Here is a 22,891-nt window from a genome sequence, read left to right on the forward strand (position 1 = left end):
CGGAGGAATGATGGGCGCAAGCGCCGGAGCACGCCCGGAGCCACGGCAAGAGCAGGCGATCGAGGCGCGGGCGACCGCGCCGGCCGGCTACGTGCTCGAGCGCCAGGTCGGGCACCTGTTGCGCCGCGCCCACCAGCGGCACGCGGCGCTGTTCCAGGCGATGCTCGCCGACGCACACGGGGCTGAGGCGGCGCTCACGCCGACGCAGTGGGCCGCGCTCGTCACCCTCGCGAAGCTCGGGGAGGCGACGCAGAATGCGCTCGGCCGCCTCGTCGCGATGGACCCCGCCACCACTCAAGGCGTGGTCCGCCGCCTCGTCGCGCGCGGCCTCGTCGCCCGGCACGCCGACGCCACGGACCGGCGCGTGATCCGCCTCTCCGTCACCGAAGCGGGGCGCGCCACTGTCTCCGCCGTGCTGCCGACAGCCGTCGCGATCAGCGAGGCGACGCTCGAGCCTCTCTCCGCCGAAGAGCGGCGCATCTTCCTCACCCTCCTGGAACGGATGGCCTTCCCATGAGCCCCGACGTCTTTCCCGTCGCCGAGCGCCCCGCGCCGACCGGCACCCTGTTCGTCGAGACGGTCCTGTCGGTGCACCACTGGACCGAGACGCTGTTCACGCTGACCGCGACGCGCGACCCGGCTTTCCGGTTCGAGAACGGTCAGTTCACGATGATCGGCATACCGGTCGACGGCAAGCCGCTCCTGCGTGCCTATTCGATGGTCTCCGCCAATTACGAGGAGACGCTCGAGTTCCTCTCGATCAAGGTGCCGAACGGGCCGCTCACGTCGCGGCTGATGCACATCCGCCAGGGCGACCCGCTCTTTGTCGGCCGCAAGCCCACCGGCACGCTCGTGATCGACTATCTCCTGCCGGGCCGGACCCTGTTCCTGCTCGCGACCGGCACCGGCATCGCCCCGTTCATGTCGATCATCAAGGACCCGGCGACCTATGAGCGCTTCGAGCGGATCGTGCTCACTCACACCTGTCGGCACGGCGCGGAACTCGCCTATCGCGACTGGATCACCACCGAGCTGCCGCGCCACGAGCTGCTCGGCGAGCTGGCGTCGGCGCAGCTCACCTACTACCCGACGGTGACGCGCGACGGCCCCGGGCCCTGGCGCGAGGGGAGGATCACCGACCTGATCGCCTCCGGAACGCTCTTCGACGACCTCGGCCGCGGCGGGTTCGATCCGGCGTCGGACCGGATCATGATCTGCGGCGGGCCGGAGATGCTGGCAGACTGCCGCCGGATCGCAGAGGCCGCGGGCTTCGAGGAGGGGTCCTCTGGCCGCCCGGGCACCTACGTGATCGAGAAGGCCTTCGTCGAGAAATAGGCCGCTTGGAACCGGCACGGAAACGAGGGGGGAAAGGATGGCTCTCGCCGCCGCGCACGAGAAGCAGGTCGGGAAACTTGTGGTCCGCAATGTCGGGCTGATGCTTTCGGGGCGTTTCGACGCGCCGCTGCTCGAGGCCGACACCCTCGTCGCCGAGGGAGGGCGGATCACGGCCGTCGGCCGGGAGGGAGATGTCGATACGGAAGGCGCGCGCGTGGTCATCGACGCCAAGGGCTGCGCCCTCGCGCCGGGGCTGATCGACAACCACGTCCACACCGTCTTCGGCGACTGGACCCCGCGGCAGAACCAGCTCGGTTGGATCGAGGGCTGCGTGCACGGTGGCGTGACGACGATGATCTCCGCGGGCGAGGTGCACTTGCCGGGGCGGCCGCGCGACCCGGCCGGAACGAAGGCGCTCGCGATCGTCGCCCGACGCGCGTTTGAGAATTTCCGCCCCTTGGGAATGCGCGTGATCGCCGGAGCGGTGATCCCCGAACGCGGGCTGACGGAGGCCGATTTCGCCGAGATGGCGCGCGCGGGCGTGGTTCTGATGGGCGAGATCGGCCTCGGAACGGTCACCGGCGCGGAGGAGGCGCGCGAGATGGTCGGCTGGGCGCGGGCGCACGGGATGACGACGGTGACGCATGTCGGCGGCCCGTCCGTGCCCGGCTCGAGCTATATCGGCGCGGATGTGGTGCTCGCCGCCGACAGCGATGTCGCAAGCCACATCAATGGCGGCCCGACCAGCCTCGACACGGCCCAGATCACGCGGATCTGCGAAGCGACCACCCGCGCTGTCGAGATCATCCACAACGGCAACCTGCGCACCGGCCTGTTCGCGATGCGCACCATGCTCGAGCTCGGCAAGGAGTCGCAGCTCACCATCGGCACCGACGCCCCCGCGGGCTCGGGCGTGCAGCCGCTCGGCATGCTGCGCATGGTGAGCCTCCTCTCCTCCCTCGGCGAGGTCGCGCCCGAGCGCGTCTGGGCCTGGGCGTCGGGCAATGTGGCGCGGGTGCGGCGGCTCGACACGGGGACGATCGCGCCCGGGATGAGCGCCGATTTCGTGCTGATGGACCGGCCACAAGGATCGGACGGGCGCAACGTGCTCGATGCGCTCGCCAAGGGCGATCTCGCCGGCATCGGCATGGTGGTGATCGAGGGCGTGCAGAGAATCGGCCGCAGCCGCAACACCCCGCCGGCGGAACGCGTGCCGGAGGTCGTCGTGTGAGCGGCGCGGGGCCGCAGACACTCTCGCTACTCTGGCGGCTTTCGCGCGACGAGGCCGAAACGCTTCGCGCTCGGATCGCGCTGGTCGAGCGCGCCGTGATGCGCGCAATCGGGGGCGAACCCGTCCCGGGCGGGGAGGCCGCCTGGGCGGAGGTGCTCGCCGATGCCGAGCGAGCGGCGGAGGCGGCGCGCGAGCGGACCGCGCGTCTCGCAGCCTTGCTCGGGCGTGGTGCCGCATGAGTGGGCCGATGGAGCATCCTCCCCTCGGTCCGGAGGTCGACGCTACGCCGCGGCCGCTTCCGGCCCGGATCGCGCACCGGGGCCGGTCGGTTGATCTCGAGCCGCTTCACCTCCGCCACGCCGCCGATCTCTGGCGCGCGGCCCAAGGCGCGGACGCGAGCTGGACCTATCTCGGCTACGGCCCCTTCGCCGACGAGGCGTCGATGCGCCGGCAGGTGGGCACGCTCGCCGCCCAGCACGACCCGATGTTCTTTGCGGTCCGGCCGCATCGCTCAGGGCTCGTCGAGGGCTGGCTCGCTTTCATGGAGATCTGCCCCTTCGACGGCGCGATCGAGGTCGGGCACATCTGGTTCCCGCCCTGCCTCGCGCGCACTCGCGCCGCCACGGAGGCGATGGTGCTCCTTTTCCGCCACGCGATGGACGATCTCGGCTACCGGCGGCTCGTCTGGAAATGCGACGCCCTCAACGCCCCGAGCCGGCGTGCGGCCGAACGCCTCGGTTTCGTGTATGAGGGCACGCATCGCAACCACCGGATCGTGAAAGGGCGGTCGCGCGACACGGCGTGGTATTCCATCGTCGACAGTGAGTGGCCGGCGCGGCGCGACGCCATGCTCGCCTGGCTCGACGACTCGAACTTCGACGCGAACGGCATCGCAAGACGGCCGCTCGCGTCATTCCGCGTCTAGACCGAGAGATACTGCGCCCTCACCTCCGCGGCCTCTTCGAGCGCTGCAAGCGTTCCCTGCCAGCGCACCACGCCCTTCTCGATGATCACCGCGCGATCGGCCACGCGGGCCGCGAAGTGGAGGTTCTGCTCAGAGAGAACCACGGTGAGACCTTCCGCCTTCAGGCGTCGGATCGCCTCCGCCATCTGCTCGACGATCACCGGCGCGAGGCCCTCGGAGGGCTCATCGAGAAGCACAAGGCGTGGGTTTCCCATCAGCGTGCGCGCGATCGTGAGCATCTGCTGCTCGCCGCCGCTCATCCGCCCGCCCGGCCTGTCCTGCATCCGGCCGAGATTGGGGAAGATCTCGAACAGCCGCTCGGGCGTCCAGGGAGCGAGGCCGTCGCGCGGCTTCTGGCGGCCGACCTCGAGATTCTCCATCACCGTGAGGTCGGTGAAGATCCGCCGCTCCTCCGGCACGTAGCCGAGACCGGCGCGCGCGATCTCGTGCGGCGGGCGGCCCGCCAGCTCGATGCCGTCGAACACGACCGAACTCCCCGGCGCGGGCCGGACGAGTCCGATGATCGACTTCATGGTGGTGCTCTTGCCGGCACCGTTTCGGCCGAGCAACACGAGCACCTCGCCCGCCCGCGCCTCGAGCGAGATGTCACGCAGGATATGCGCCCGGCCGTAGAAGGCGTTGAGATGCTTGACCGTGAGCATCGCTCAGTGCCCCCCGCTCGCCGCGCCCGAGCCGAGATAAACCTCGCGCACGGCCGGATCGGCGCGGATCTGCTCCGCCGTCCCTTCTGCGATCAGGTGCCCGCGGTTCATCACGATGATCCGGTCGGCATGGCCGAACACCACGTCCATGTCGTGCTCGGTGAAGAGGCAGGCGAGGCGTCTTGCCCGCACGATGCTGCGCGTGAGGTCCATCAGCGCGCTGCGCTCGCCCGGCGCCATGCCGGCGGTCGGCTCGTCCATCAAGAGAAGCTTGGGGTCGTTGGCGAGCGCGATCGCGAGCTCGAGCCGTTTGAGGTCGCCATAGGCGAGCACGCCGCAGGGCCGCTCCGCCTGCTCGAGCATGCCGACTTGCTCGAGAAGCGACTCGGCCTCCGCGCGGAACTCGGCCGCGGCACGCGACAGGAACGACCAGACTCGCCGATGATGGCTGATCAGCGCCATCTGCACGTTCTCGCGAACCGTCATCGAGGCGAAGGTGGCGGTGATCTGGAAGGTGCGCCCCACGCCGAGGCGCCAGATCGCGCGCGGGCGAAGGCCCGCGAGGCTGCGGCCCATGAGCCTCACCTCGCCGCCATCCGCCCGCAGCTGGCCGTTCACCAAGTTGAAGCAGGTGCTTTTCCCTGCGCCGTTCGGGCCGATCAGCGCGAGCATTTCCCCGGCGGCGACCGAGAAGGAGACGCCGGCCACCGCATGAACGCCGCCGAACCGTTTTTCGAGCGCGACGGCTTCGAGGACAGGCGCCGTCATGCTGCCTCGATCCCCCGTGCGCGCTCCCACCGCGCCCGCGCGAAGCCCGCGATCCCCTGCGGGAAGGCGAGCACGAGCAGCACGATTACGAGCCCGAGCGCGGCGCGCCAATAGGCCGTCGCCTGCAGGATGCCGACGAACAGGCCGTGATAAGCGATCGCGCCGACGATCGGGCCCGTCACCGTCTGCACGCCGCCGAGCAGGACCATCAGAAGAGCGTCGACCGATTTCGGAATCGAGATGTAGGTCGGGAACACGGAGCCCTTGGCGTAGGCATAGACACCGCCTGCGAGCCCGGCCGCCGCGGCGGCGATGGTGAAGGCGACGAGCCGCAGACGCGCGATGTGAAGCCCGATCGCCTCCGCGCGAAGCTCCGAGTCGCGCGCCGCCCGCAGCCCGTAGCCGAAGGGCGAGAAGATGAGCCGCCGCAACAGAAGTGTGCCGCCGATGCAGAGCGCGAGCGCGAGCCAGAGATAGGCCGCCTTGTCGGCTGCCCAAGGCGAGGGCCAGACGCCGAGTATGCCGTTGTCGCCCCCCGTGAACTCGACCCACTGGAAGGTCGCCGCCCAGACGATCTGCGCGAAGGCGAGCGTCAGCATCGCGAGATAGACGCCCGATAGTCGAACCACGAACACGCCAAACAGAAGGCCGAAGAGTCCGGCGAAGAGTGGGGCGAGCACGAGCCCGCCCTCCATCGGCATGGCGAGATAGCGCAAGCCGAGCGCGGCACCGTAGGCGCCGAGGCCGAAATAGGCCGCGTGCCCGAAGCTTACCACGCCGCCCGGCCCCATCATCAGATGCAGGCTCGCGGCGAAGAGAACGAACACCGCAAGCTCGACGAGCACGGTGAGCGCATAGGCGCCGGCCCAGAATGGCGCAGAGGCCGCGACGACAAGTGCGGCTAGGCCCGCCCAGCCAAGGAGATTTGGTGCGGGGCGGAGCACCGGCTCGACCATTCCGGCGGAGGGGCGGGCATGCGCCTGCGGCTTGCCGAGCAGACCGTAGGGGCGAACCATCAGCACCGCGGCCATGACGAGGAAGACGAGCACGAGCGTGATCTTCGGCACCAGAACGATGCCGAAGGCCTGAACCTCGGCGATCAGCAGCGAGGCGAGGAAGGCGCCCGGCACGGAGCCCATGCCGCCGACCACGACCACGACGAAGGCCTCGGCGATGATCGAGAGGTCCATCTGCAGGTTGGCCGACTGCGAGGGCAGGATCAGGGCGCCGCCGAGGCCCGCGAGAGCGGAGCCGAGGAAGAACACGCCCGAGAACAGTTTGCGCTGGTCGACGCCGAGGGCGGCGACCATCTCCCGGTCCTGTGTGGCGGCGCGCACGAGCACGCCGAACCGCGTGCGATGGAAGAGAAGCCACAGGAGGCCGAGCACGACCGGCCCGACGAAGACGAGCACGAGGTCATAGCGCGGGAAGCGCTCGCCGGCGATGTCGACGAAGGCGCGAAGCCAAGGCGGGCGCGGAAGCGGCAGGTCTTCCGGCCCCCAGAGACCGAGCGTCGCATCCTGGATCACCAGAACCACGCCGAAGGTGGCGAGAAGCTGGAACAGTTCCGGGGCGCGATAGATGCGCCGCAACAGCACGATCTCGATCAGAAGCCCGATCAACCCGACGGCGACGGCGGCCGCCAGCACGCCGAGCACGAACAGCCAGGGCTCGCGCCCGCCCCAGTCCCACAGCCCGCGCACGATCGTCCAGGCGAGATAGGCCCCGAGCATGTAGAAGCTGCCATGGGCGAAGTTCACGATGCGGGTAACACCGAAGATCACCGTGAGCCCGGACGCGATCAGGAACAGCGCCGAGGCGTTCGAGAGCCCGGTGAGCGACTGGATCAGGATGAAATCCAAGCGTTCTCTCTCCGCAAGGAAACGGCCCGCGCGGCGCCTCCGCGCGGGCCGCCCGGACGGTCCGGTTCAGGCCTGTTGTGGCCGCATCCGGCGCACCTCGTCGTCGGGGGGCAGATAGTCCTTCCCGTCGGCATAGCGCCAATCGACCATCGTGCCGCGATTGTTGCGCAAGCCCGTCTTGCCGACAAAGGCGCCGAGCGTCGACTGGTGGTCGAGCGCGCGAAACGTCACCCGCCCGAAGGGCGACTGGAAATTGAGGCCGCGCAGCGCCTCGACGAGGCGCTCGTTGTCGGTCGTGCCGGCCTTCTTCAGCGCCTCGGCGATCGCGGTGATCGTGTCGTAGCCGACCACGGTGCCGAGCCGCGGATAGTCGTTGAAGCGCGCGCGGTAGGCGTCGCGGAAGGCCACGTGCTCGGGGGTGTTGACCTGGTCCCAGGGGTAGCCGGTGACGATCCAGCCCTGCGGCGTCTCGTCCGCGAGCGGGTCGAGATACTCCGGCTCGCCGGTGAGCAGGCTGACGACAGCGCGACGCTCGAACAGTCCACGCGTGTTGCCCTGGCGGACGAAATTTGTCAGGTCCGGCCCGAAGGTGACGTTGAAGATCGCATCGGGGCGCGCCTGGGCGAGCGCCTGCACGGTCGCGCCCGCATCGATCCGCCCGAGCGCCGGCCACTGCTCGGCGACGAACTCGACATCAGGCCGCTTCGCTTGCAACAGCTGCTTGAACCACTTCACGGCCGACTGCCCGTATTCATAGTTGGGCGCGACCGTCACCCAGCGCTTCGCGGGGAGCTTCGCCGCCTCCTCCACCAGCATCGCCGCTTGCATGTAGGTCGAGGGACGGAGCCGGAAGGTGTAGCGGTTCCCCTTCTCCCACACGAGCGCGTCGGTCAACGGTTCGGAAGCGACGAACAGGCGCTTGCGCTGCAGCGCGAAGTCGGCCACCGCCAAGCCGATATGGGAGAAGAACGTTCCGGCAAGCAGGTCGACGCGCTCGTTGTCGAGGAGTTCGCCGGCAAGCCGCACCGCGTCCTGCGGCCTGCCCGCATCGTCGCGCCAGATCACCTCGAGTGGGCGGCCGAGCACGCCGCCCGCGGCGTTGATCTGCTCAACGCGCAGCTGCCAGCCGTTCCGGTACGGAACGGTGAAGGCGGGAAGCGTGGTGTAGCTGTTGATCTCGCCGATCCTGATCGGCTGCGTGCCTTGCGCGCGCACGAGCGCTGGCGCGGCGAGCGCCGCGGCCGTCGTGGCGAGGACACCCCGTCGTGTGAGTTTCATCTCGAGCCTCCTTCTGTCTCTCCAGTCTCTGCGGGCCATTCTAGCGAAGCCCGTCCTTGCCCTCGATCTGGTCGACGGTGAGCCCGCCGATCCGCGGCAGCGGCCGCCCGCTGTCGGTCACGGCCACCGCGACGAGAATCTCGTCGCGCCGCGGCGCGTCCGCCACGCGCACCTCTATCGCATCGAAATGGCTGCGCACATAGGCCGCGTCCTTGTGGCCGAGCGGAATGTCGATCGGCGTGCCCATGCCGCCGCGCTTCTTCGCGGACGGGATCAGCGCCGCCCCCTTGCCGAGCACCGCGCGCACCGGCGCGCCGAGCTTCGGGTGCAGGATCGCCGCCGCGTGCTCGAGCTCGCCGTCCTCGCCGACGATCGCTGCCTTGCCGTAGCTGTGCGCCGCCGGCCCCTCGATGCCGAGCGCGGCGACCGCGCGTTCGGCAAGCAGCCGCCCGAGCATCGCGCCGACCTCGACGAGCTCGCCGAGATCGGCGACGTAGCGGCCGGCGAAGGGGTTGCCGATCACGGCGATCGCCGCCGCCTTGCGCGTCGGCGGCTGGATGCGCTCCGAGGCCTCGCGATGAGTCTCCTCCACCGTCACCACGAGCTTGCGTATCAGCGGATCTGCCATGGCTCCGGGTCCTTCAGGCGGCGAGGGCGAGCGCCGGCGCGCCGACGATGGCGCGCCGCCCCGCGAGATGAATGATGGCGGCGCAAATCAGCCCGCGGGCGCGACACGCCTCGGCGAAGGCTGCGCCGGCCGCGATCGCGCGCTCAATCTCTGCGGGCGCGAGCAGGTCGACATCCCAGGTGATGAGCCGTTCGCCGAGATCGCTGTCGGGGTCGAGCTCGCGTGCGGGGCGGCGCACGACGGCCGGATGGCCCGGCAGGTCAACCGCGTTCGCGATCATCGTCGCGGCCACGTCGGCGGCGGCGGCGTCGCGCGCGAGCACCGTGACCGAATCGGCGATTCCGAAGGAGAAGGATCGCCCGCCCCTGCCGCGGCAGCGCCAGCCGCTGGTGGCGATGCCGCCCACACCATCCGCGGCATGAATGCGTGCGATCGCATCGAGACCGGGCGAGGCGAGATCGGCGACGATGCCGCAGCGGAACGACTGTCCGGGGGCGAGGTGGAGCGCGATGTCGCCGCCGTCGTTGACGAACGCCCGCTCAAGGCGCCGCCCCTCGAGCAGAGCGGCGAGGAGGTGATCCGCCACCGCGCCGGCGACGGCGGCCATCGGCGTGATGAACCGGCCCGCGAAGGGCAGGCAGGCCGCGTGCATCCGCCGCGCCACCGGCCCCTGTGGAGGAGGCGCCGGCAGGGGCGTGCGCAACAGCGGCAGCTCCGCGCAGAGGCGCGGCAGAACGTCTTCGAAGGCCCGCGCCGCCTGCGCATAGGCCGCCCTCACCTCCGCCTCCTCGCCCCAGGCCTTGACGATCACGTCGATCGGCCCGTGATGGAGGTGGAGCCGCCCGCCGGGCAGGACTGCGGCGATCGCGCTCATGCCGCCGGCCTCTCGAGCGGCCAGGGGTTGGCGTCGTTCCAGGCCCGTGCCGTCACGCGCGGCTCGTCCTTCAGCGAGGCGAGGGGGCGGACGCGATCGAGGTGCCCGCCCATCGCGGCATAGTCGGCAAGCGGCAGGGTGAACTCGATGGGGGCGACGAGAGCAGGGGTGGGCACGTGCCCGAACGAGCCGTCGGGCATCGCCAGCACGTCGACCATGTAGGTGATTCCGCCGCCCGGCCAGAGATAGACGGGCGCGCCGCCGGAGGTGACGCGCGTCAGCGCCGCGCGCACCGACCGGGTGAGGCGCACCGGGTTCTCGGTCACGCCCGCGCGGAGCGACCCGCCCGCCCCGGCCATGAACAGAACGGAGGTCAGCGCGGGCTCGCAATTCTCGCCGATCCGCTCGACCACGGCCGCAATGGCCGGGGGCATCGGCGCGGGCACCGGCTGCAACGACTCGTCCAACACATACCACGCCGCGTGCTCGCCGGTGGTGCTGACCATCAGCAGGCGAAGCCCGGGCCAGGCGAGCTTCGGGTCGATCCGCTCGATGATCGAAAGCGGGTCGGTGATGTCGGTTCCGCCCCAGCCGGTGCCGGGATTGGCCACCTGGAAGTAGCGGCCCGGCGTGGAGCGGCGTCCGCGCACGCGTATGCCTGAGGGACGCATGTCGAGGAAACGGCCTGCCTGGTGCTCCGTGAGAACGCCGGTGATGTGGTCATCGACCACGATCACCTCGTCGGCATGGCCGAGCCACTGGCGGGCGAAGATGCCGATCGTCGCGCTGCCGCAGCCGACGCGCATGCGCTCCTCACGCGTGCCGTTGATGATCGGCGCCTGACCGGCCTGGATCGTCAGCGTCGCGCCGCCGTCGATCGTCATCTCCACCGCGCCCTTGTTGGCGAGGGTCAGCAGCGTCTCGCAGGTGACAACCCCTTCCTTCTTGCCGCCGCCCGTGAGATGCCGCACGCCGCCGAGCGAGAGCATCTGCGAGCCGTATTCCGCCGTGGTGACATGCCCGACCTGCTCGCCGCGGACGCGCACAGGCGCGCATTCGGGGCCGATGAAGCGGTCGGTGTCGATCTTCACCTTCAGACCGCAGTAGCTGAAGATGCCCTCGGTCACCACCGTCACCATTTCGACGCCGTCGATCTCGGAGGAGACGATGAACGGGGCGGGCTTGTAGTCCGGGTAGGTCGTGCCGGCACCGATGCCGGTGACGAAGGCGGTGGCGCCCGAAAGCGCCGAGCCGTCCCACTCTGCACCGAGGAAGGGGATCACGCCGTCGCGGCCTGCGCGCGCCGCGATCACCAGCGGATCGAGCCGCACCAGCTTGCCCGACTCGTTCGCGTAACGGTCGCAGGCGCCTGTTTTCCCCGGGCGGATCCGGCAGAGCACGGGGCAGGCATCGCAGGTGACAATGCCGGCCTCGCGGTCCTTCGCGTGCGCGAGTGCCTCCGCCTCCGGCGCGTCGGTCGATTGCCTTGTTTCGGTCATCGCGCGGCTCCGGCCGCGAGCAGGGCGGCGCGCACCCGGTCGGGCGTGGCGGGAACCCGCGTCAGGCGAACCCCCGTGGCGTGATAGATCGCGCCGAGGATCGCCGGCGCGGTGGCGATCAGTGCCGGTTCGCCGATGCCCTTCGCGCCGAAGGGGCCGAGCGGGTCCGGCTCCTCGATCAGCGTGATCTCGATGGGGGGAACGTCCCCGAACGTCGGGATCAGGTAGTCGTGCAGGTTCTCGTTCCGGCCGGGGAAGAACTCCTCCATCAGGGCAAGGCCGATCCCTTGGGCGATGCCGCCATGGATCTGCCCCTCCACCTGGGTGGGGTTCACCGCGCGGCCAACATCGTGCGCGGCGAGGATCCGCAGCGGCCGCACCGTTCCGAGCTCCGTGTCCACTTCGACCATCGCCACCTGGGCCGCAAAGGCATAGGCCGCGTACGGGATGCCGCGGCCGTCGGCATCGAGCGCCGTGGTGGGCGGGTCGAACCGGCCCTCACCGACCAGAACGTCGCCGCGCTCATCCGCCGGAAGGCGGGCGAGATCGAGCGCGACCGAACGGTCGCCGTCCTCGACCACGAGGCCGCCGGGAACGGGAACGAGACGGGCCTCCGGCCCGGCATTGGCGAGCGCGAGCAGCTTACGGCGCAGATTCTCCGCGGCCGCCTTCGCCGCGTTGCCGGACACGAAGGTCTGCCGGCTAGCCGAGGTCTTGCCCGCATCGCGCGTGAGGTCCGTGTCCGCTCCGGTGATGCTGATCGCAGAGACCGGAACGCCGAGCGCGTCGGCCGCGATCTGCGCCATGATCGCGCGCGAGCCCTGGCCGATATCCATCGCCCCGGAATAGAGGGTGAACCTGCCGTCGCGCCCGACCCCGAGCGTCATCTCGGAGGGGTTCGACATCGAGGTGTTGCCGATCCCGTACCACATGCAGGCGACGCCGACGCCGTGGCGGAGGGGGCCGGAGCTGCCGCGGTTGAACGCCTCCGCCTCGGCGCGAAGCGCGCGCCAGCGCGGGGCGAGAGCCTCGAGGCAGGCGACGAGTCCCACGGCGCGGGGAAGAACCTGGCCGGTCGGCGTCACGTCGCCCGGGCGGAGCGCGTTGCGCAGCCGGAACTCGAGCGGATCGAGGCCGCACCGTTCCGCCAGCATGTCCATCAGCGCCTCGTGCGCGATCGCTGCCTGCGGCACGCCGAAACCGCGGAATGCCCCTGCCGTGGTGTCGGTGGTGTGGATCGCGGCCGAGGTGTTGAGAACGTTCGGCACGGCGTAGGGGCCGGTCGCGTGCACCGGGACGCGATTGGCCACCGTGGGGCCCCAGCTCGCATAGGCGCCCGTGTTAAAGTCGCCGTGGAAGCGGAAGGCGACGAGCTTGCCCTCGCGGTCGCACGCGGCTTCGGCGCGGATCCGGGCGGGGTGGCGCTTGGTCGTCGAGGCCATGCTCTCAGGCCGCGTATAGACGCAGCGGACGGGCTGGCCGGTCAGCCACGCGGCGACCGCGACCAGCGGCTGGAGCGAGAGGTCGAGCTTGCCGCCGAAGCCCCCGCCCGTTGCGGTCGGGATCACCCGCACCTGTTCCGGCCGGAGGCCGAGGATCAGAGCGATCTCGTCGCGGTCCATGTACGGCGTCTGGGTGCAGGCGACGATCTCGATTCGATCACCCACCCGGCGGGCGTAGCCGGCTTCGGGCTCGATATAGGCATGCTCGACGAAGCCGGTCTCGATGGTGACGGCGGCGTGGTGCGACGCTGCAGCGAGCGCCGCCGACGCATCGCCCGCCTTGACGCGCCCGCGGCAGAGCACGTTGCCCGGAGCGTGCGGGTGGAGATCAGGCGCAGTGCCCGCGAGAGCATCGAAGAAGCTTACCGGCGGCAGCACCTCCCAGGCGATTGGCAGGTCCTCGTCGCGGATCGCGGCGACCGTCTCGGCATCGCCGACGAGGGCCGCGACCGCCTCGCCGCGCATCCGCACATAGCCCGGGGCGAGCACGGGCTGGTCCTTGCCGGTCGGGTAGATACCGAACAGGTTCTGGCCCGGCACATCGGCCGCCGTGAGCACGCGGACCAAGCCGGGGAAGCGCGCGAACAGGGGCGAGAGGTCGCCGATCGTGAAGCGCGCGTGCGGGTGCGGGCTGCGCACCGCGCGCAGGGTGAGGAACGCACCGTCGGGCACCTCATCGGCACCGAAACGGTGCGTGCCCGTGACGATCGCCTCGGCATCGGGGTGGCGCAGCCGCGCACCCACTGCCTGCCCGGGGCCGGGCGAGGGGACGAAGCCGGGCGAGTCGCGGCCGACGCTGAGCACCGCCTCGACGATCTTGCGATAGCCCGTGCAGCGGCAGAGCACGCCGCCGAGCGAGTCGAGCACCTGCTGCTCGTCAGGCTGCGGCGTGCGCGCGAGAAGGTCGGCCGCCGCCATCAGCATGCCCGGCGTGCAGATGCCGCACTGCGCCGCTCCGTGCCGCGCGAAGACCTCTTGCAAGGCCGACAGGCGACCCTCCGACGCGAGCCCCTCGACGGTGGTCACATGCCGACCTGCGACCTGCCCCGCGGGAACGAGACAGGCGCAGACCTGCCGGCCGTCGAGCAGCACGGTGCAGGCGCCGCAGTCGCCCGCATTGCAGCCGATCTTGGTCCCCCGCAGCCCGAGCGTGTCGCGCAACAGGTCGGACAGCCGCGTGGCGGGCGGGACGTGCACCTCGATCTGTGCGCCGTTCAGCGTGAAGACGATCCGTTCCGCGAGCGATCTCATGCCAGCGCCTCCACCGCGCGGCGCACGAGGGTGAGCGCGGCATCGCGCCGATACTCGGCCGTCGCCCGCACGTCGTCGATCGGGGCGAGAGGGGCGAGATGCTCCGGCAGAACGAGCGCCGGATCGGGCCGCCGCCCGACGAGCGCTGCCTCGAGCGCGGGAAGGCGCACCGCCGCGGCCGAGCAGGCGCCGACCGCGACGCGCGCCGCAGCGATCGCACCGTCCGGGGCGAACTCCGCCACGGCCGCGACCATCACGATGCTGATCACGAGGTAGCGCCGGGCACCGAGCTTCAGGAACGCGGAGCGGGACGCAAGGCGCGGCCGCGGCACGGTGATCGCGGTCACCATCTCGTCCATCCGCCGTGCCGTGCGGCGATTGCCGAGCACGAAGGCGCCGACGGGCAGCCTGCGCTCGCCCGCGGCGCTTGCGAGCTCGACCGAGGCGTCGAGAGCGAGCAGGTTCGGGATTCCGTCCGCCGCCGGCGAGGCATTGCAGAGATTGCCGACGATCGTGCCGGCGTTCTGGATCTGCGCCCCGCCGACCTCGCGTGCCGCGGCCTTGAGCCCGTCGAACAGCGGCGGCAGCGGGGTGGCGAGCAGGTCAGACCAGGTGACGGCGGCTCCGATCCGCCAGCCCTGTTCCGTCTCTGCGATGCCGCGGAGCGCGTCGATCCGGGTGATGTCGAGCAGGTCATCGTCCGGCACGCGGCCGACCCGCGCGGGATAGTAGTCGGTGCCGCCAGCGAGGATCACACGCTGCCCGGCGGACAGCGCCGCCAGCGCCTCCGCCAAGGATGTCGGGCGCAGGTAGCTCCCCATCTCCTCCCCCACGCACCCTGCCGTGCGCGCGCTCCTCGCGCCGGCCTCACGGCAGATCGTTCGTGTGCATACGATCAATCGGCTCCCCCGCCTCTGTCAATCGCCGCGTGGGCTGGCCACAAGGGCGGAGACGCTCCGGGGCGCTTTCGGCGGCGCGACGGGTCGCCTAGCCTGCGCGCCGGCAGCCGGCGGCGGGAGGGGGAGGGCATGGCGCGCATCGGCTTCATCGGGCTCGGGAACATGGGAACGCCGATGGCGCGCAATCTGCTCCGCTCCGGGCATGCGCTCACGGTGTTCGACCTCGCGGCGGAGCGTGTCGGCAGGCTCGTGGCGGAAGGCGCGGTCGGGGCGAAGACCCCTCGGGAGACGATCGCCGGCGCCCACGCCGTGATCACCATGCTGCCGACGGGGCGGGAGGTGCGCTCGGTCTATGCCGGCGCGGGCGGGCTGATCGAGGCGGCACCGCCCGGCCTCCTCCTGATCGACTGCTCGACGATCGATGTCGCGACCGCCCGCGAGATGGCGCAGGCTGCCGCGGCCGCCGGTGCGTCGATGCTTGACGCCCCGGTCTCGGGCGGTGTGGCCAGCGCCGAGGCGGCGACGCTCACCTTCATGGTCGGCGGCGAGGCGGCGGCGGTCGAGCGGGCGCAGCCGATCCTCGAAGCGATGGGGAGGCGGATCATCCACGCCGGCCCCTCTGGCTCCGGCCAGGCGGCGAAGATCTGCAACAACCTGATCCTCGGCATCTCGATGATCGCGGTGGCAGAGGCCTTCGTGCTCGGGGAGAAGCTCGGCCTGTCGCACCAGGCCCTGTTCGATGTCGCCTCCACCTCCTCGGGCCAGTGCTGGTCGCTCACGAGCTACTGCCCGGTGCCGGGGCCCGTGCCGTCGAGCCCGGCGAACCGCGGCTACGCCCCTGGCTTCACCGCGGCGATGATGCTGAAGGATCTCGAGCTCGCGCGCGACGCCGCTTCGGAGGCGGGTGCAGCGGCGGAGCTCGGCACACACGCGGCCGCGCTCTATCGCCGCTTCGCGGAGGGTGGCGGGGCGCAGATGGATTTCTCCGCGATCATCACGATGCTCCGCGGCGGCTGAGACCGCTCTATGGCGGTACGGCCGTCTCGAGATCGGAATGGCAAGCGCACCTGCACCACGTCGAGTCGCGCGCCGCGCCCGCCGGGGCTCCGCTCGACTCCTCGCGCTCACGGGCTGCGCTGACGCCTTGGCTCGATGCCCCGGGTCGTCGAGGCGATCGCATCGGGGAGCGGCCGGGCGGAGGGCTGAGCGCGTGCGCTTCTCAGGGTGAGGTCGCGTCCGTCCCCAAGCGATCGAGCGCAGGGTCGAGCAAGCGCTCGGCGCTGTCGTTCCAGACATCGACGCGCCTGATCAGCCCGTCGGGGCCGACGACCATCCGGTCGATGAAGCGGTTGCCGTCGAAGCGCCGCCCGTCCGGCCAAGCCCCATGCAGCACGCCGAGGCAGTAGACGACAACGCCGCCCGTCTCCGGGTCCGGCGCGACGTCCCAGCGCTCGATGCGCTTGGCGACCTCGGCGTAGCGCGTGGCGTTGAAGCGCCCGATCTCTTGTGGTGCGGCGAAGCGCCTGCCGCCGGTGAACACGATCTCCGCTCCCGGCGCGAGGAAGGCGCTCGCTTCCGGGTCCTTCGCCATCGACAACAGAACGAAGCGCTGCACGCGCTCGAGCAGGCGCGCGTGGTCGAGGGTGTGGGGCGTGGCATCCATGCTCATCCTCCTCCGGTCGGGTCGACGAGAGCAAGCGCGTGGAGCGCGATCATTCTCTCCTCGTCGGTCGGGATCCGCAGCACGGTCACCCGCGAGCGGGGAGCGGAGAGAACCGTCTCCCCGGCGGCATTTCGTGCCGGATCAAGAACAATTCCGAGCCACTCCATTCCCTCGCACACCGCGGCGCGGACCCGGGCCGAGTTCTCGCCGATTCCTGCGGTGAAGACGAGCCCGTCGAGCCCTCCGAGCGCGGCGGCAAGCGCGCCGAGCTCCTTGCGGATGCGGTAGACGAAGTAGTCGATCGCCTGAGCCGCCGCCTCCGAGCCGGAGGCCTCGAGCGCGCGCATGTCGTTTGAGAGGCCAGAGAGGCCCTTGAGCCCGCTCTCGGTGTAGATCAGGCGCGTGAGCGCGTCCGCGTCCATGCCGCGCTCGGTCATCAGGTGGATCAGCACGCCCGGGTCGAGCTGGCCGCAGCGTGTTCCCATCGGCAGCCCGTCGACCGCCGTGAATCCCATGGTGCTGTCGATCGACCGCCCGCTTTTCAGCGCGCACATCGAGGCGCCGTTGCCGAGATGCGCAACCACGACCCGGCCGGCGGCGAGCGAGGGCCACGTCTCGGCAAGCCGCCGTGCGACATACTCGTAGGAGAGGCCGTGGAAGCCGTAGCGCCGGATCCCCTGGTCATAGAAGGCCCGCGGCAGCGCGAAGGTGTCGGCGACGAAGGGGTGGCCACGGTGAAAGGCGGTATCGAAGCAGGCGACCTGCGACACGAAGGGATAGAGCGCGGCCATCGCGTCGATCCCGGCGAGATTGTGCGGCTGGTGCAACGGCGCGAGCGGCACGAGCTTCTCGAGCGCGGCACGCACCGCGGAATCGACGATCAAGGGAGCGGCATAACCAGGCCCGCCATGGACGACGCGATGCCCGACCACGACCACCTTCCGGCCCGCGAGGAACGCCTCGAGCCAAGCGGTGGCCTCGGCGAGTGCGGTGCGATGATCGACAGGCTTGTCGCCCTTCAACGCGCGGTCGACGAGCACCGTGCCGCATGCGGCGTTCGCCCGAAACACGGGGCGGGAGCCGATTCCCTCGATCAGAAGCTCTGCCAGCGAAACGAGCTCGCGCCCCGCCTCAAACACCTCGAGCTTGATCGAGGAGGAGCCGGCATTGACGACGAGCGCAACGGGGCTCATGCGCTGGGTGCGTCATCGAGCGGCGGAACCGCACTCTGCCCGGTCGCCTTCCAATGGTTGAACAGCACGGCGAGCGCGGCTGAGGCGAGGCGGGCGCGGGCGTCGTCGGCGCGGCTCGTCAGCATCACCGGCACGGCGGCGCCGACCACGAGACCGGCACTGTCGGCATGCGCGACGAAGGTGAGGTTCTTCGCGAGCATGTTGCCCGCCTCGAGATTCGGCACAACGAGCACCTCCGCCCTGCCGGCCACCGCCGAGACGATGCCCTTGGTGCGGGCAGCGTCGATGTCGATCGCGTTGTCCATCGCGAGCGGGCCGTCCACAAGGCCGCCGGTGATCTGGCCGCGCTCGGCCATCTTGGAGAGGATCGCCGCATCGAGGCTCGAGGGGATGGCTGGGTTGACGGTCTCGACCGCGCTCATCACCGCGACCTTGGGCCTTGCGATGCCGATCGCGCGCGCGAGGTCGATCGCATTCTGCACGATGTCGGCCTTGGTCATCAGGTCGGGCGCGATGTTGATCGCCGCGTCGGTGACGAGGAGGAGGTGCGGCAGGCCCGGGGCGTCGAGCACGAAAACGTGGCTGATCCGCCGCTTGGCGCGCAGTCCGCCCTCGCGCTTGACGATCTCGGCCAAGAGCTCGTCCGAGTGCAGTGCCCCCTTCATCACCGCCCGGGCGCGATCCTCGTGCACGAGCGCGACCGCGCGTGCCGCGGCGGCATGGCTGTGCGGCGCGTCGACGAGCTCGAAGCCCGAGATGTCGATGCCTGAAGCGGCAGCGGCAGTACGGATCTTCGCCTCCGGACCGACGAGGACCGGAACGATCAGCCCGGCCCGTGCCGCCTCCGCGACACCTTCGAGGCTCGGCGCGTCGCAGGGATGGGCGACCGCTGTCGGCAGCGGCGGCAGCCCAGAGCAGGCGGCGATCAGACGGTCGAATTTCGCATGCTGGCGGAACACGAGCTCGGGCAGGGCGACATTCTCGAGCGTCGCCCGCGCGGTCGGCGCGAGCACCTCGCACACGGCCGTGGCGAGGACCTCGCCGCGCTGATTCGTGACCATGCCGTCGAACACGACGATGTTCGGCGGCCGCTTCTCACGCGCGCTGACGGTGGCGGTGAGCGTGTCGCCGACATGGGCGTGGCCGAGAAACTCGATCGACTGCGACTTGTAGAGCGTGCCCGGCCCGGGAAGCCTAGTGCCGAGCACGGCCGAGAGCAGGGCCGCGACCCACATGCTCGGTGCGACCGCGCGCTCGCTGTCGCCCTCCCCCTGCCTGCCTTCCAGATGGAGCGGGTTGAGGTTGCCCGAGGCATGCGCGAACACGACGAGATCGTTTGGCGTCAGCGTGCGCACGATCCGGGCGCTCTCGCCGGGGGTGATCTCGTCGAAGGTGCGGTTGGTCGCGGCCACCTGGTTCACCCGCCGTCGCCTCAGCGGCTCGGCAGCGCGTTGAACAGCACCATCGCGGTGAAGGCATCGCCAGGCGCGCGGCCCGGGAAGTGTCGCTGCGCGATCTCGAGGATCCCCCCCTCGCGATAGAGCCTTGCGATCGCGCGATCCGCCGCGAGGCGAAGCGCGCTCTCCCCGCGCGGCATGGCCACCGCGTAGGTCTCGAGGGTGAGAAGCCGGTCGGCGATCGCGAACTGCTCAGGCGTGGCGGTGCGGTCGCGGAGGTCGATCAGGATCTCGAGATCCGCGGCATAGGCGTCGAGCAACCCGGCGCTCAGCGCGGTCACGCCATCTCCGTGCGACGACACGTCGATCACCTGGGCCTTCAGCGCGCCGGAGGCGACCATCGCCTTCACCGCGGCTTCGGTCGTGGTGCCGGCGAGCACGCCGAGCCGACGCGGCGGGGTCTGCGGCACGCCCACACCGCCGCCGCCGAGCGGAGGAAGCGCGACCGGCCCGGGCGACAGCCGTGCCATCAGGCCCGCGCCGGTGACGAAGGTCGGGAGCGAGAAGTCGACGAGAGAGCGTCGCTCGAGCGTCACGGTGCTCGGCTCGCACAGGAGATCGACCTTCCGCTCGGCGAGCATCCGGAAGCGGTTGCCGGCATCGACCACCACGGACTCGACCGCGAGCGGCCTGCCGGCCTCGCGGCCGATCTCGGCGACGATCGCCTGGCAGATGTCGATCTGGTAGCCGACAAAGCTTCCATCCGGCCGTGCGGCCGAGAAGGGCGGCGCGTCGGACCGCACACCGAGGCGTATGCTGCCACGGGCGACGGAGTCGGCGAGCGCATCGGCGAGCGCGGGGCTGGACGCGAGCACGAGGGCGAAAACCGCGGCGGACAGGCGGCGCATCAGGTCATCTCTCCCCCCGGTAGGACGGGCGCGCCGACCTTGGGCCGGGATCCACGACCGACGCAAGCGCGACACTATGTCAGGGAGCGTGCCGCCCGTCAGGACGCGAGGGCATCGGCACCCGCGCCGCAGACGATCGCGCAGATACGTTCTCCCGGCTTCGGGCGATAGGCGCCGGCCAGCAGGGCTGCGGCCGAAGCGGCGCCAGAGAGATCGGCGGCGATGCCGTACTCCGCCCAGAGATGGCGGGCGGCGTGGGCGAGATCCTCGTCCTCGACGAGCACGACGTCGCGCACGTGCCTCCGGATCAGCTCGAAATTGGTCCGTTCGGTCCGTCGTGCGGCGAGCGTCGGCACGCGCGTGGTGACCGAGGCGAGCGTCACCACCTCGCCGGCTGCGAGCGAGTCGTGGAGGGTCGGCGCTCCGGTCGGTTCGACGCCGACGATTCGTATGTCCGGCTTGAGCGCGGCGGCGGCGGCGGCGACGCCCGCGATCAGCCCGCCGCCGCCGATCGCGACGAGCAGGGTGTCGATCTCCGGGTCGTCGGCGAGCACCTCGAGCGCGATCGTTCCTTGCCCGGCGGCGACGGCAGGGTCGGCGAACGGGTGCACGTAAGCCGCGCCCGTCTCCTCGGCGATCGCTCGTGCACGGGCGTTCGCCTCGTCCCACACCGCCCCCTCGAGGATCAGCGTCGCGCCATAGGCACGGATTCGTGCCGCCTTGTCTGAGTGGACACCGGTGGGCACCACGACGGTCGCCGCAAGCCCGGCGGCGTGGGCGGCGTAGGCGACCGCGATGCCGTGGTTTCCCCCAGAGGCGGTGACGAGCCCCCGCTGCCGCGCGTCCGGCCCGAGCAGGGTCAGCCGGCTGAAGGCGCCGCGCGCCTTGAAGCTGCCCGACACCTGGAGGCACTCGAGCTTGAGGCTCACCCGCGCGCCGGCTGCGAGCGGAAGCTGCGCCGGCTCGGCTGCCATCGACGGCGTGCGGCGCACCAACGGGGCGATCTGCGCGGCGGCGGCGCGCACGTCATCGAGGGTGATCATCAGCCGCCGAGACTAGGGGCGATCCTCCCCGGCGTGAACCGCCCTCGGCGCGTCTCAGGCGGCGGCGGCGGCCTGCGCGGCGGCATTGGGGCACTCGCCCCTGCGGCGCTTCCGCGTCTCGGTGGCATAGCGGCCGCGGCCTCGGTCGGCGGCCGAGCAGGGCTCGACGACCGTGGCGCGGTAGTCGGCCCAGTCCTGTTCCGTCATCGCGTCGATGTCGGTAACGACCCGGCCCGTGTTCTGCAGCGCCTCGTCGTACATCATCCGCGGTACCGGCACGGCGGTGGCGAAGGGGAAGTCGGGGTCGAGACGGACGGGAACGTCGGTCTTGGTCAGGCGGAGATTGGTGAAGAGCGGGCCGAACCAGCGATCGGTCTCGACGATGCCTTCATAGACCTCGTAGCCGGCCGCGCGGGGGAGATTGGCGGGCGGGCGGATCAGCAGGCTCCAGCCAGGGGCGGTGCGGGCGATCAGGCCTGACCAGATCTGCACCACGCCGGGCTCCTTGAGCGCGGCGACGAAGGGGGGAGAGAAGCCGCGCACCGGCTCCGGCGCGGCGGCGTCGAACTGTTCGGCGAAACCCGGGAACTGCGCCACGCCAAGGGGCAGAAGGCCGTGCTCCTCGCCGCCGTCCCAGGTCCAGAACACCTGGGTGCCATCCCAGACGAACGTCACGCCGACAGGGGGAAACAGATACCAGCCGAGCCCCGTCGCTGTCGTCACCGCCTCGCAGTAGCGGAAGGCGCGGGTGGGAAGCGTGCCTGCTCCCGACCGGTCGGCACGCTGGGGCGGGCGTGCGGAGGGAACAAGGCGATTGAAGGTCACCAGGGGCACGGGCTGCTTCGTCATGGGACCGTCATCCTCTCTTCCTCTGGCGGCTTCCCGGCGCTTCCTCTTGTTTGCCGGGGCCTGGGCGCCCGTTGCCGGGTCTTGGTCGTGGTGTGGCACGTCGGTGCGGGAGCGCGAGGCCCGGGGGCTCGGGAGGGGAGGGAGAGGGACGGCCCTTCGCCGCTCGGGCCTCGCGCATCAGGCGATGACGCAGCGCGTCCGACTGCGCCGCTGCGGCCATCGGGGTGATCAGACGATCGGGGCGATGCCGCCGAGGCGCACCTTGCCGTTGTCGGCGATCGTGCGCGGCAGCGGGGTGATGATGCCGCCGAGACGGACCTTGGCGGTGTCGGCCACGAGGGCGGGGAGGCGGATTCGCTTGGTCATGGTCTGTTCCTTCTCTTGCCTGTCGGGACGAGCAGATCCCGCCGACGCGACGGACGATATGCCCAGATCGAAGGAGAGTGCAAGAGAAAAATCCTATTTCGGCGCTTTTTCCTTTCGTGAAGGTATGCCGTCCTTGCAACCATCGGTATATGCGCGATCTCACGGCCCTTGACGGCGATCTCACGCGTGCGCGCAGCGCGTCCACGCTACCTAGAGCGCGGACGAGGCGGACATCCGGGCCCCTCGCCAACAAGGACATGCGATGACGAAGGACGAGCCACAGGACCTCCCGCCGGTCGCCGGCGATCCGATCCTCCTGCACGTGCTTGCCGCCGCCCAGCGCTTCGCGGCTTGGTATGCCGAGTATCTCTCGGTTGGGGCCGCTCCCGCCGGATACAGTGGACCGGCCGCGGAACAGCGCGTCGATGAGGTCGTCCGCCACTTGCAGCATGCGGTGTTCGACCTGATGGCGGCCGTGCACGCGATGAACCGCCATTGCTCGGGCCAAGCGGCGGCCTCTGAGGCGCCGAAGCGGCGGTCGCTCGCGGTGGCGCGGACGGCCGTCCACTGAGCCAGGCGGCCGGCGGCCGGGCCAGACACTCCTTCGCCAGGGCAGCAGCTCCTGGCCTGGCGGAGACCGGCAGGCGCGCGCCAGCGCCGCGCGGCCCTGACGGGGCGCGCAACAGCACAGGCCGGCTGATCGGATCGCGCGCAGAGGC

Annotated in this window: 23 protein-coding genes; 7 read left to right on the top strand and 16 right to left on the bottom strand. The window is 70.8% G+C overall.

The window, feature by feature from the left end; genetic code table 11:
• The first annotated feature begins 10 nt into the window (after positions 1–10).
• From KO353_RS13260 to KO353_RS13280, 5 genes are read left to right on the top strand one after another with little or no spacing between them, the layout of a single operon-like run.
• Positions 11–517, top strand: coding sequence for a MarR family winged helix-turn-helix transcriptional regulator (locus KO353_RS13260; protein WP_218285219.1), 507 nt, complete (start codon positions 11–13; stop codon positions 515–517).
• On the top strand, positions 514–1,335 hold the full coding sequence (locus KO353_RS13265; RefSeq protein WP_218285220.1) for a ferredoxin--NADP reductase: 822 nt from the start codon (positions 514–516) through the stop codon (positions 1,333–1,335). Before KO353_RS13260 ends, KO353_RS13265 begins: the two co-directional genes overlap by 4 nt.
• A gap of 37 nt (positions 1,336–1,372) precedes the next feature.
• Positions 1,373–2,566: an amidohydrolase family protein gene (locus KO353_RS13270; RefSeq protein ID WP_218285221.1), complete on the top strand. Its 1,194-nt coding sequence runs from the start codon at positions 1,373–1,375 to the stop codon at positions 2,564–2,566.
• Positions 2,563–2,805 carry a hypothetical protein gene (locus KO353_RS13275; protein ID WP_218285223.1) on the top strand — a complete coding sequence of 81 codons (243 nt, stop codon included), beginning with the start codon at positions 2,563–2,565 and terminating at the stop codon, positions 2,803–2,805. The genes KO353_RS13270 and KO353_RS13275 overlap by 4 nt, the downstream gene beginning before the upstream one ends.
• Positions 2,806–2,813: 8 nt before the next feature.
• Entirely contained in the window at positions 2,814–3,491 is a 678-nt protein-coding gene (locus tag KO353_RS13280; protein ID WP_218285224.1) for a GNAT family N-acetyltransferase, read from the top strand.
• On the opposite strand, the gene KO353_RS13285 is transcribed toward KO353_RS13280, so the two are convergent.
• The 9 genes from KO353_RS13285 to KO353_RS13325 all read right to left on the bottom strand — a co-directional run bounded on the left by KO353_RS13285 (position 3,488) and on the right by KO353_RS13325 (position 14,675).
• The gene (locus tag KO353_RS13285) at positions 3,488–4,192 is read right to left on the bottom strand and encodes an ABC transporter ATP-binding protein (RefSeq protein ID WP_218285225.1); all 705 of its coding nucleotides are present in this window, start codon (positions 4,190–4,192) and stop codon (positions 3,488–3,490) included. The two genes, KO353_RS13280 and KO353_RS13285, sit on opposite strands and share 4 nt — an antisense overlap.
• 3 nt (positions 4,193–4,195) lie before the next feature.
• Entirely contained in the window at positions 4,196–4,960 is a 765-nt protein-coding gene (locus KO353_RS13290) for an ABC transporter ATP-binding protein (RefSeq protein ID WP_218285227.1), read from the bottom strand.
• Entirely contained in the window at positions 4,957–6,822 is a 1,866-nt protein-coding gene (locus KO353_RS13295; RefSeq protein WP_218285228.1) for an ABC transporter permease, read from the bottom strand. The genes KO353_RS13290 and KO353_RS13295 overlap by 4 nt, the downstream gene beginning before the upstream one ends.
• Positions 6,823–6,888: 66 nt before the next feature.
• Entirely contained in the window at positions 6,889–8,100 is a 1,212-nt protein-coding gene (locus KO353_RS13300) for an ABC transporter substrate-binding protein (protein WP_218285230.1), read from the bottom strand.
• Between the two features lie 40 nt (positions 8,101–8,140).
• Complete coding sequence (locus tag KO353_RS13305; protein ID WP_218285231.1) at positions 8,141–8,728, bottom strand: amino acid synthesis family protein; 588 nt, start codon at positions 8,726–8,728, stop codon at positions 8,141–8,143.
• A gap of 13 nt (positions 8,729–8,741) precedes the next feature.
• Positions 8,742–9,602: a UPF0280 family protein gene (locus tag KO353_RS13310; RefSeq protein ID WP_218285233.1), complete on the bottom strand. Its 861-nt coding sequence runs from the start codon at positions 9,600–9,602 to the stop codon at positions 8,742–8,744.
• Entirely contained in the window at positions 9,599–11,101 is a 1,503-nt protein-coding gene (locus KO353_RS13315; RefSeq protein WP_218285234.1) for a 6-hydroxynicotinate reductase, read from the bottom strand. Before KO353_RS13315 ends, KO353_RS13310 begins: the two co-directional genes overlap by 4 nt.
• Positions 11,098–13,854, bottom strand: a complete 2,757-nt coding sequence (locus tag KO353_RS13320; protein ID WP_218285236.1) for a molybdopterin-dependent oxidoreductase — start codon at positions 13,852–13,854, stop codon at positions 11,098–11,100. Before KO353_RS13320 ends, KO353_RS13315 begins: the two co-directional genes overlap by 4 nt.
• Positions 13,851–14,675 (bottom strand): FAD binding domain-containing protein, encoded by an 825-nt coding sequence (locus KO353_RS13325; RefSeq protein ID WP_218285237.1) that lies wholly within the window; start codon positions 14,673–14,675, stop codon positions 13,851–13,853. Before KO353_RS13325 ends, KO353_RS13320 begins: the two co-directional genes overlap by 4 nt.
• 207 nt (positions 14,676–14,882) lie before the next feature.
• Here KO353_RS13325 and mmsB point away from each other — a divergent pair, with 207 nt between their 5' ends.
• Positions 14,883–15,770 (top strand): 3-hydroxyisobutyrate dehydrogenase, encoded by an 888-nt coding sequence (gene mmsB / locus KO353_RS13330; protein ID WP_218285238.1) that lies wholly within the window; start codon positions 14,883–14,885, stop codon positions 15,768–15,770.
• 202 nt (positions 15,771–15,972) lie between these two features.
• On the opposite strand, the gene KO353_RS13335 is transcribed toward mmsB, so the two are convergent.
• The 7 genes from KO353_RS13335 to KO353_RS13365 form a co-directional block, all read right to left on the bottom strand.
• Complete coding sequence (locus KO353_RS13335; protein WP_218285240.1) at positions 15,973–16,416, bottom strand: nuclear transport factor 2 family protein; 444 nt, start codon at positions 16,414–16,416, stop codon at positions 15,973–15,975.
• A gap of 2 nt (positions 16,417–16,418) precedes the next feature.
• Positions 16,419–17,609 carry an acetate/propionate family kinase gene (locus tag KO353_RS13340; RefSeq protein ID WP_218285242.1) on the bottom strand — a complete coding sequence of 397 codons (1,191 nt, stop codon included), beginning with the start codon at positions 17,607–17,609 and terminating at the stop codon, positions 16,419–16,421.
• Complete coding sequence (locus tag KO353_RS13345; RefSeq protein ID WP_218285243.1) at positions 17,606–19,030, bottom strand: bifunctional enoyl-CoA hydratase/phosphate acetyltransferase; 1,425 nt, start codon at positions 19,028–19,030, stop codon at positions 17,606–17,608. The genes KO353_RS13340 and KO353_RS13345 overlap by 4 nt, the downstream gene beginning before the upstream one ends.
• An 11-nt stretch (positions 19,031–19,041) precedes the next feature.
• Positions 19,042–19,914: an amino acid ABC transporter substrate-binding protein gene (locus KO353_RS13350; protein WP_218285247.1), complete on the bottom strand. Its 873-nt coding sequence runs from the start codon at positions 19,912–19,914 to the stop codon at positions 19,042–19,044.
• A gap of 98 nt (positions 19,915–20,012) precedes the next feature.
• Complete coding sequence (locus tag KO353_RS13355; protein ID WP_218285248.1) at positions 20,013–20,957, bottom strand: threonine ammonia-lyase; 945 nt, start codon at positions 20,955–20,957, stop codon at positions 20,013–20,015.
• A gap of 54 nt (positions 20,958–21,011) precedes the next feature.
• Positions 21,012–21,806, bottom strand: coding sequence for a DUF6065 family protein (locus tag KO353_RS13360; RefSeq protein WP_218285250.1), 795 nt, complete (start codon positions 21,804–21,806; stop codon positions 21,012–21,014).
• A 228-nt stretch (positions 21,807–22,034) separates the two neighbouring features.
• Entirely contained in the window at positions 22,035–22,172 is a 138-nt protein-coding gene (locus KO353_RS13365) for a hypothetical protein (protein ID WP_218285251.1), read from the bottom strand.
• Positions 22,173–22,434: 262 nt separating this feature from the next.
• On the opposite strand from KO353_RS13365, the gene KO353_RS13370 reads away from it, so the two are divergent.
• A complete protein-coding gene (locus KO353_RS13370) occupies positions 22,435–22,743 on the top strand; it encodes a hypothetical protein (RefSeq protein ID WP_218285253.1) in 309 nt (102 codons plus the stop codon).
• Positions 22,744–22,891: the final 148 nt, after the last annotated feature.

Origin of the sequence: Elioraea tepida, from assembly GCF_019203965.1 — a bacterium.
Taxonomy (GTDB): domain Bacteria; phylum Pseudomonadota; class Alphaproteobacteria; order Acetobacterales; family Acetobacteraceae; genus Elioraea_A; species Elioraea_A tepida.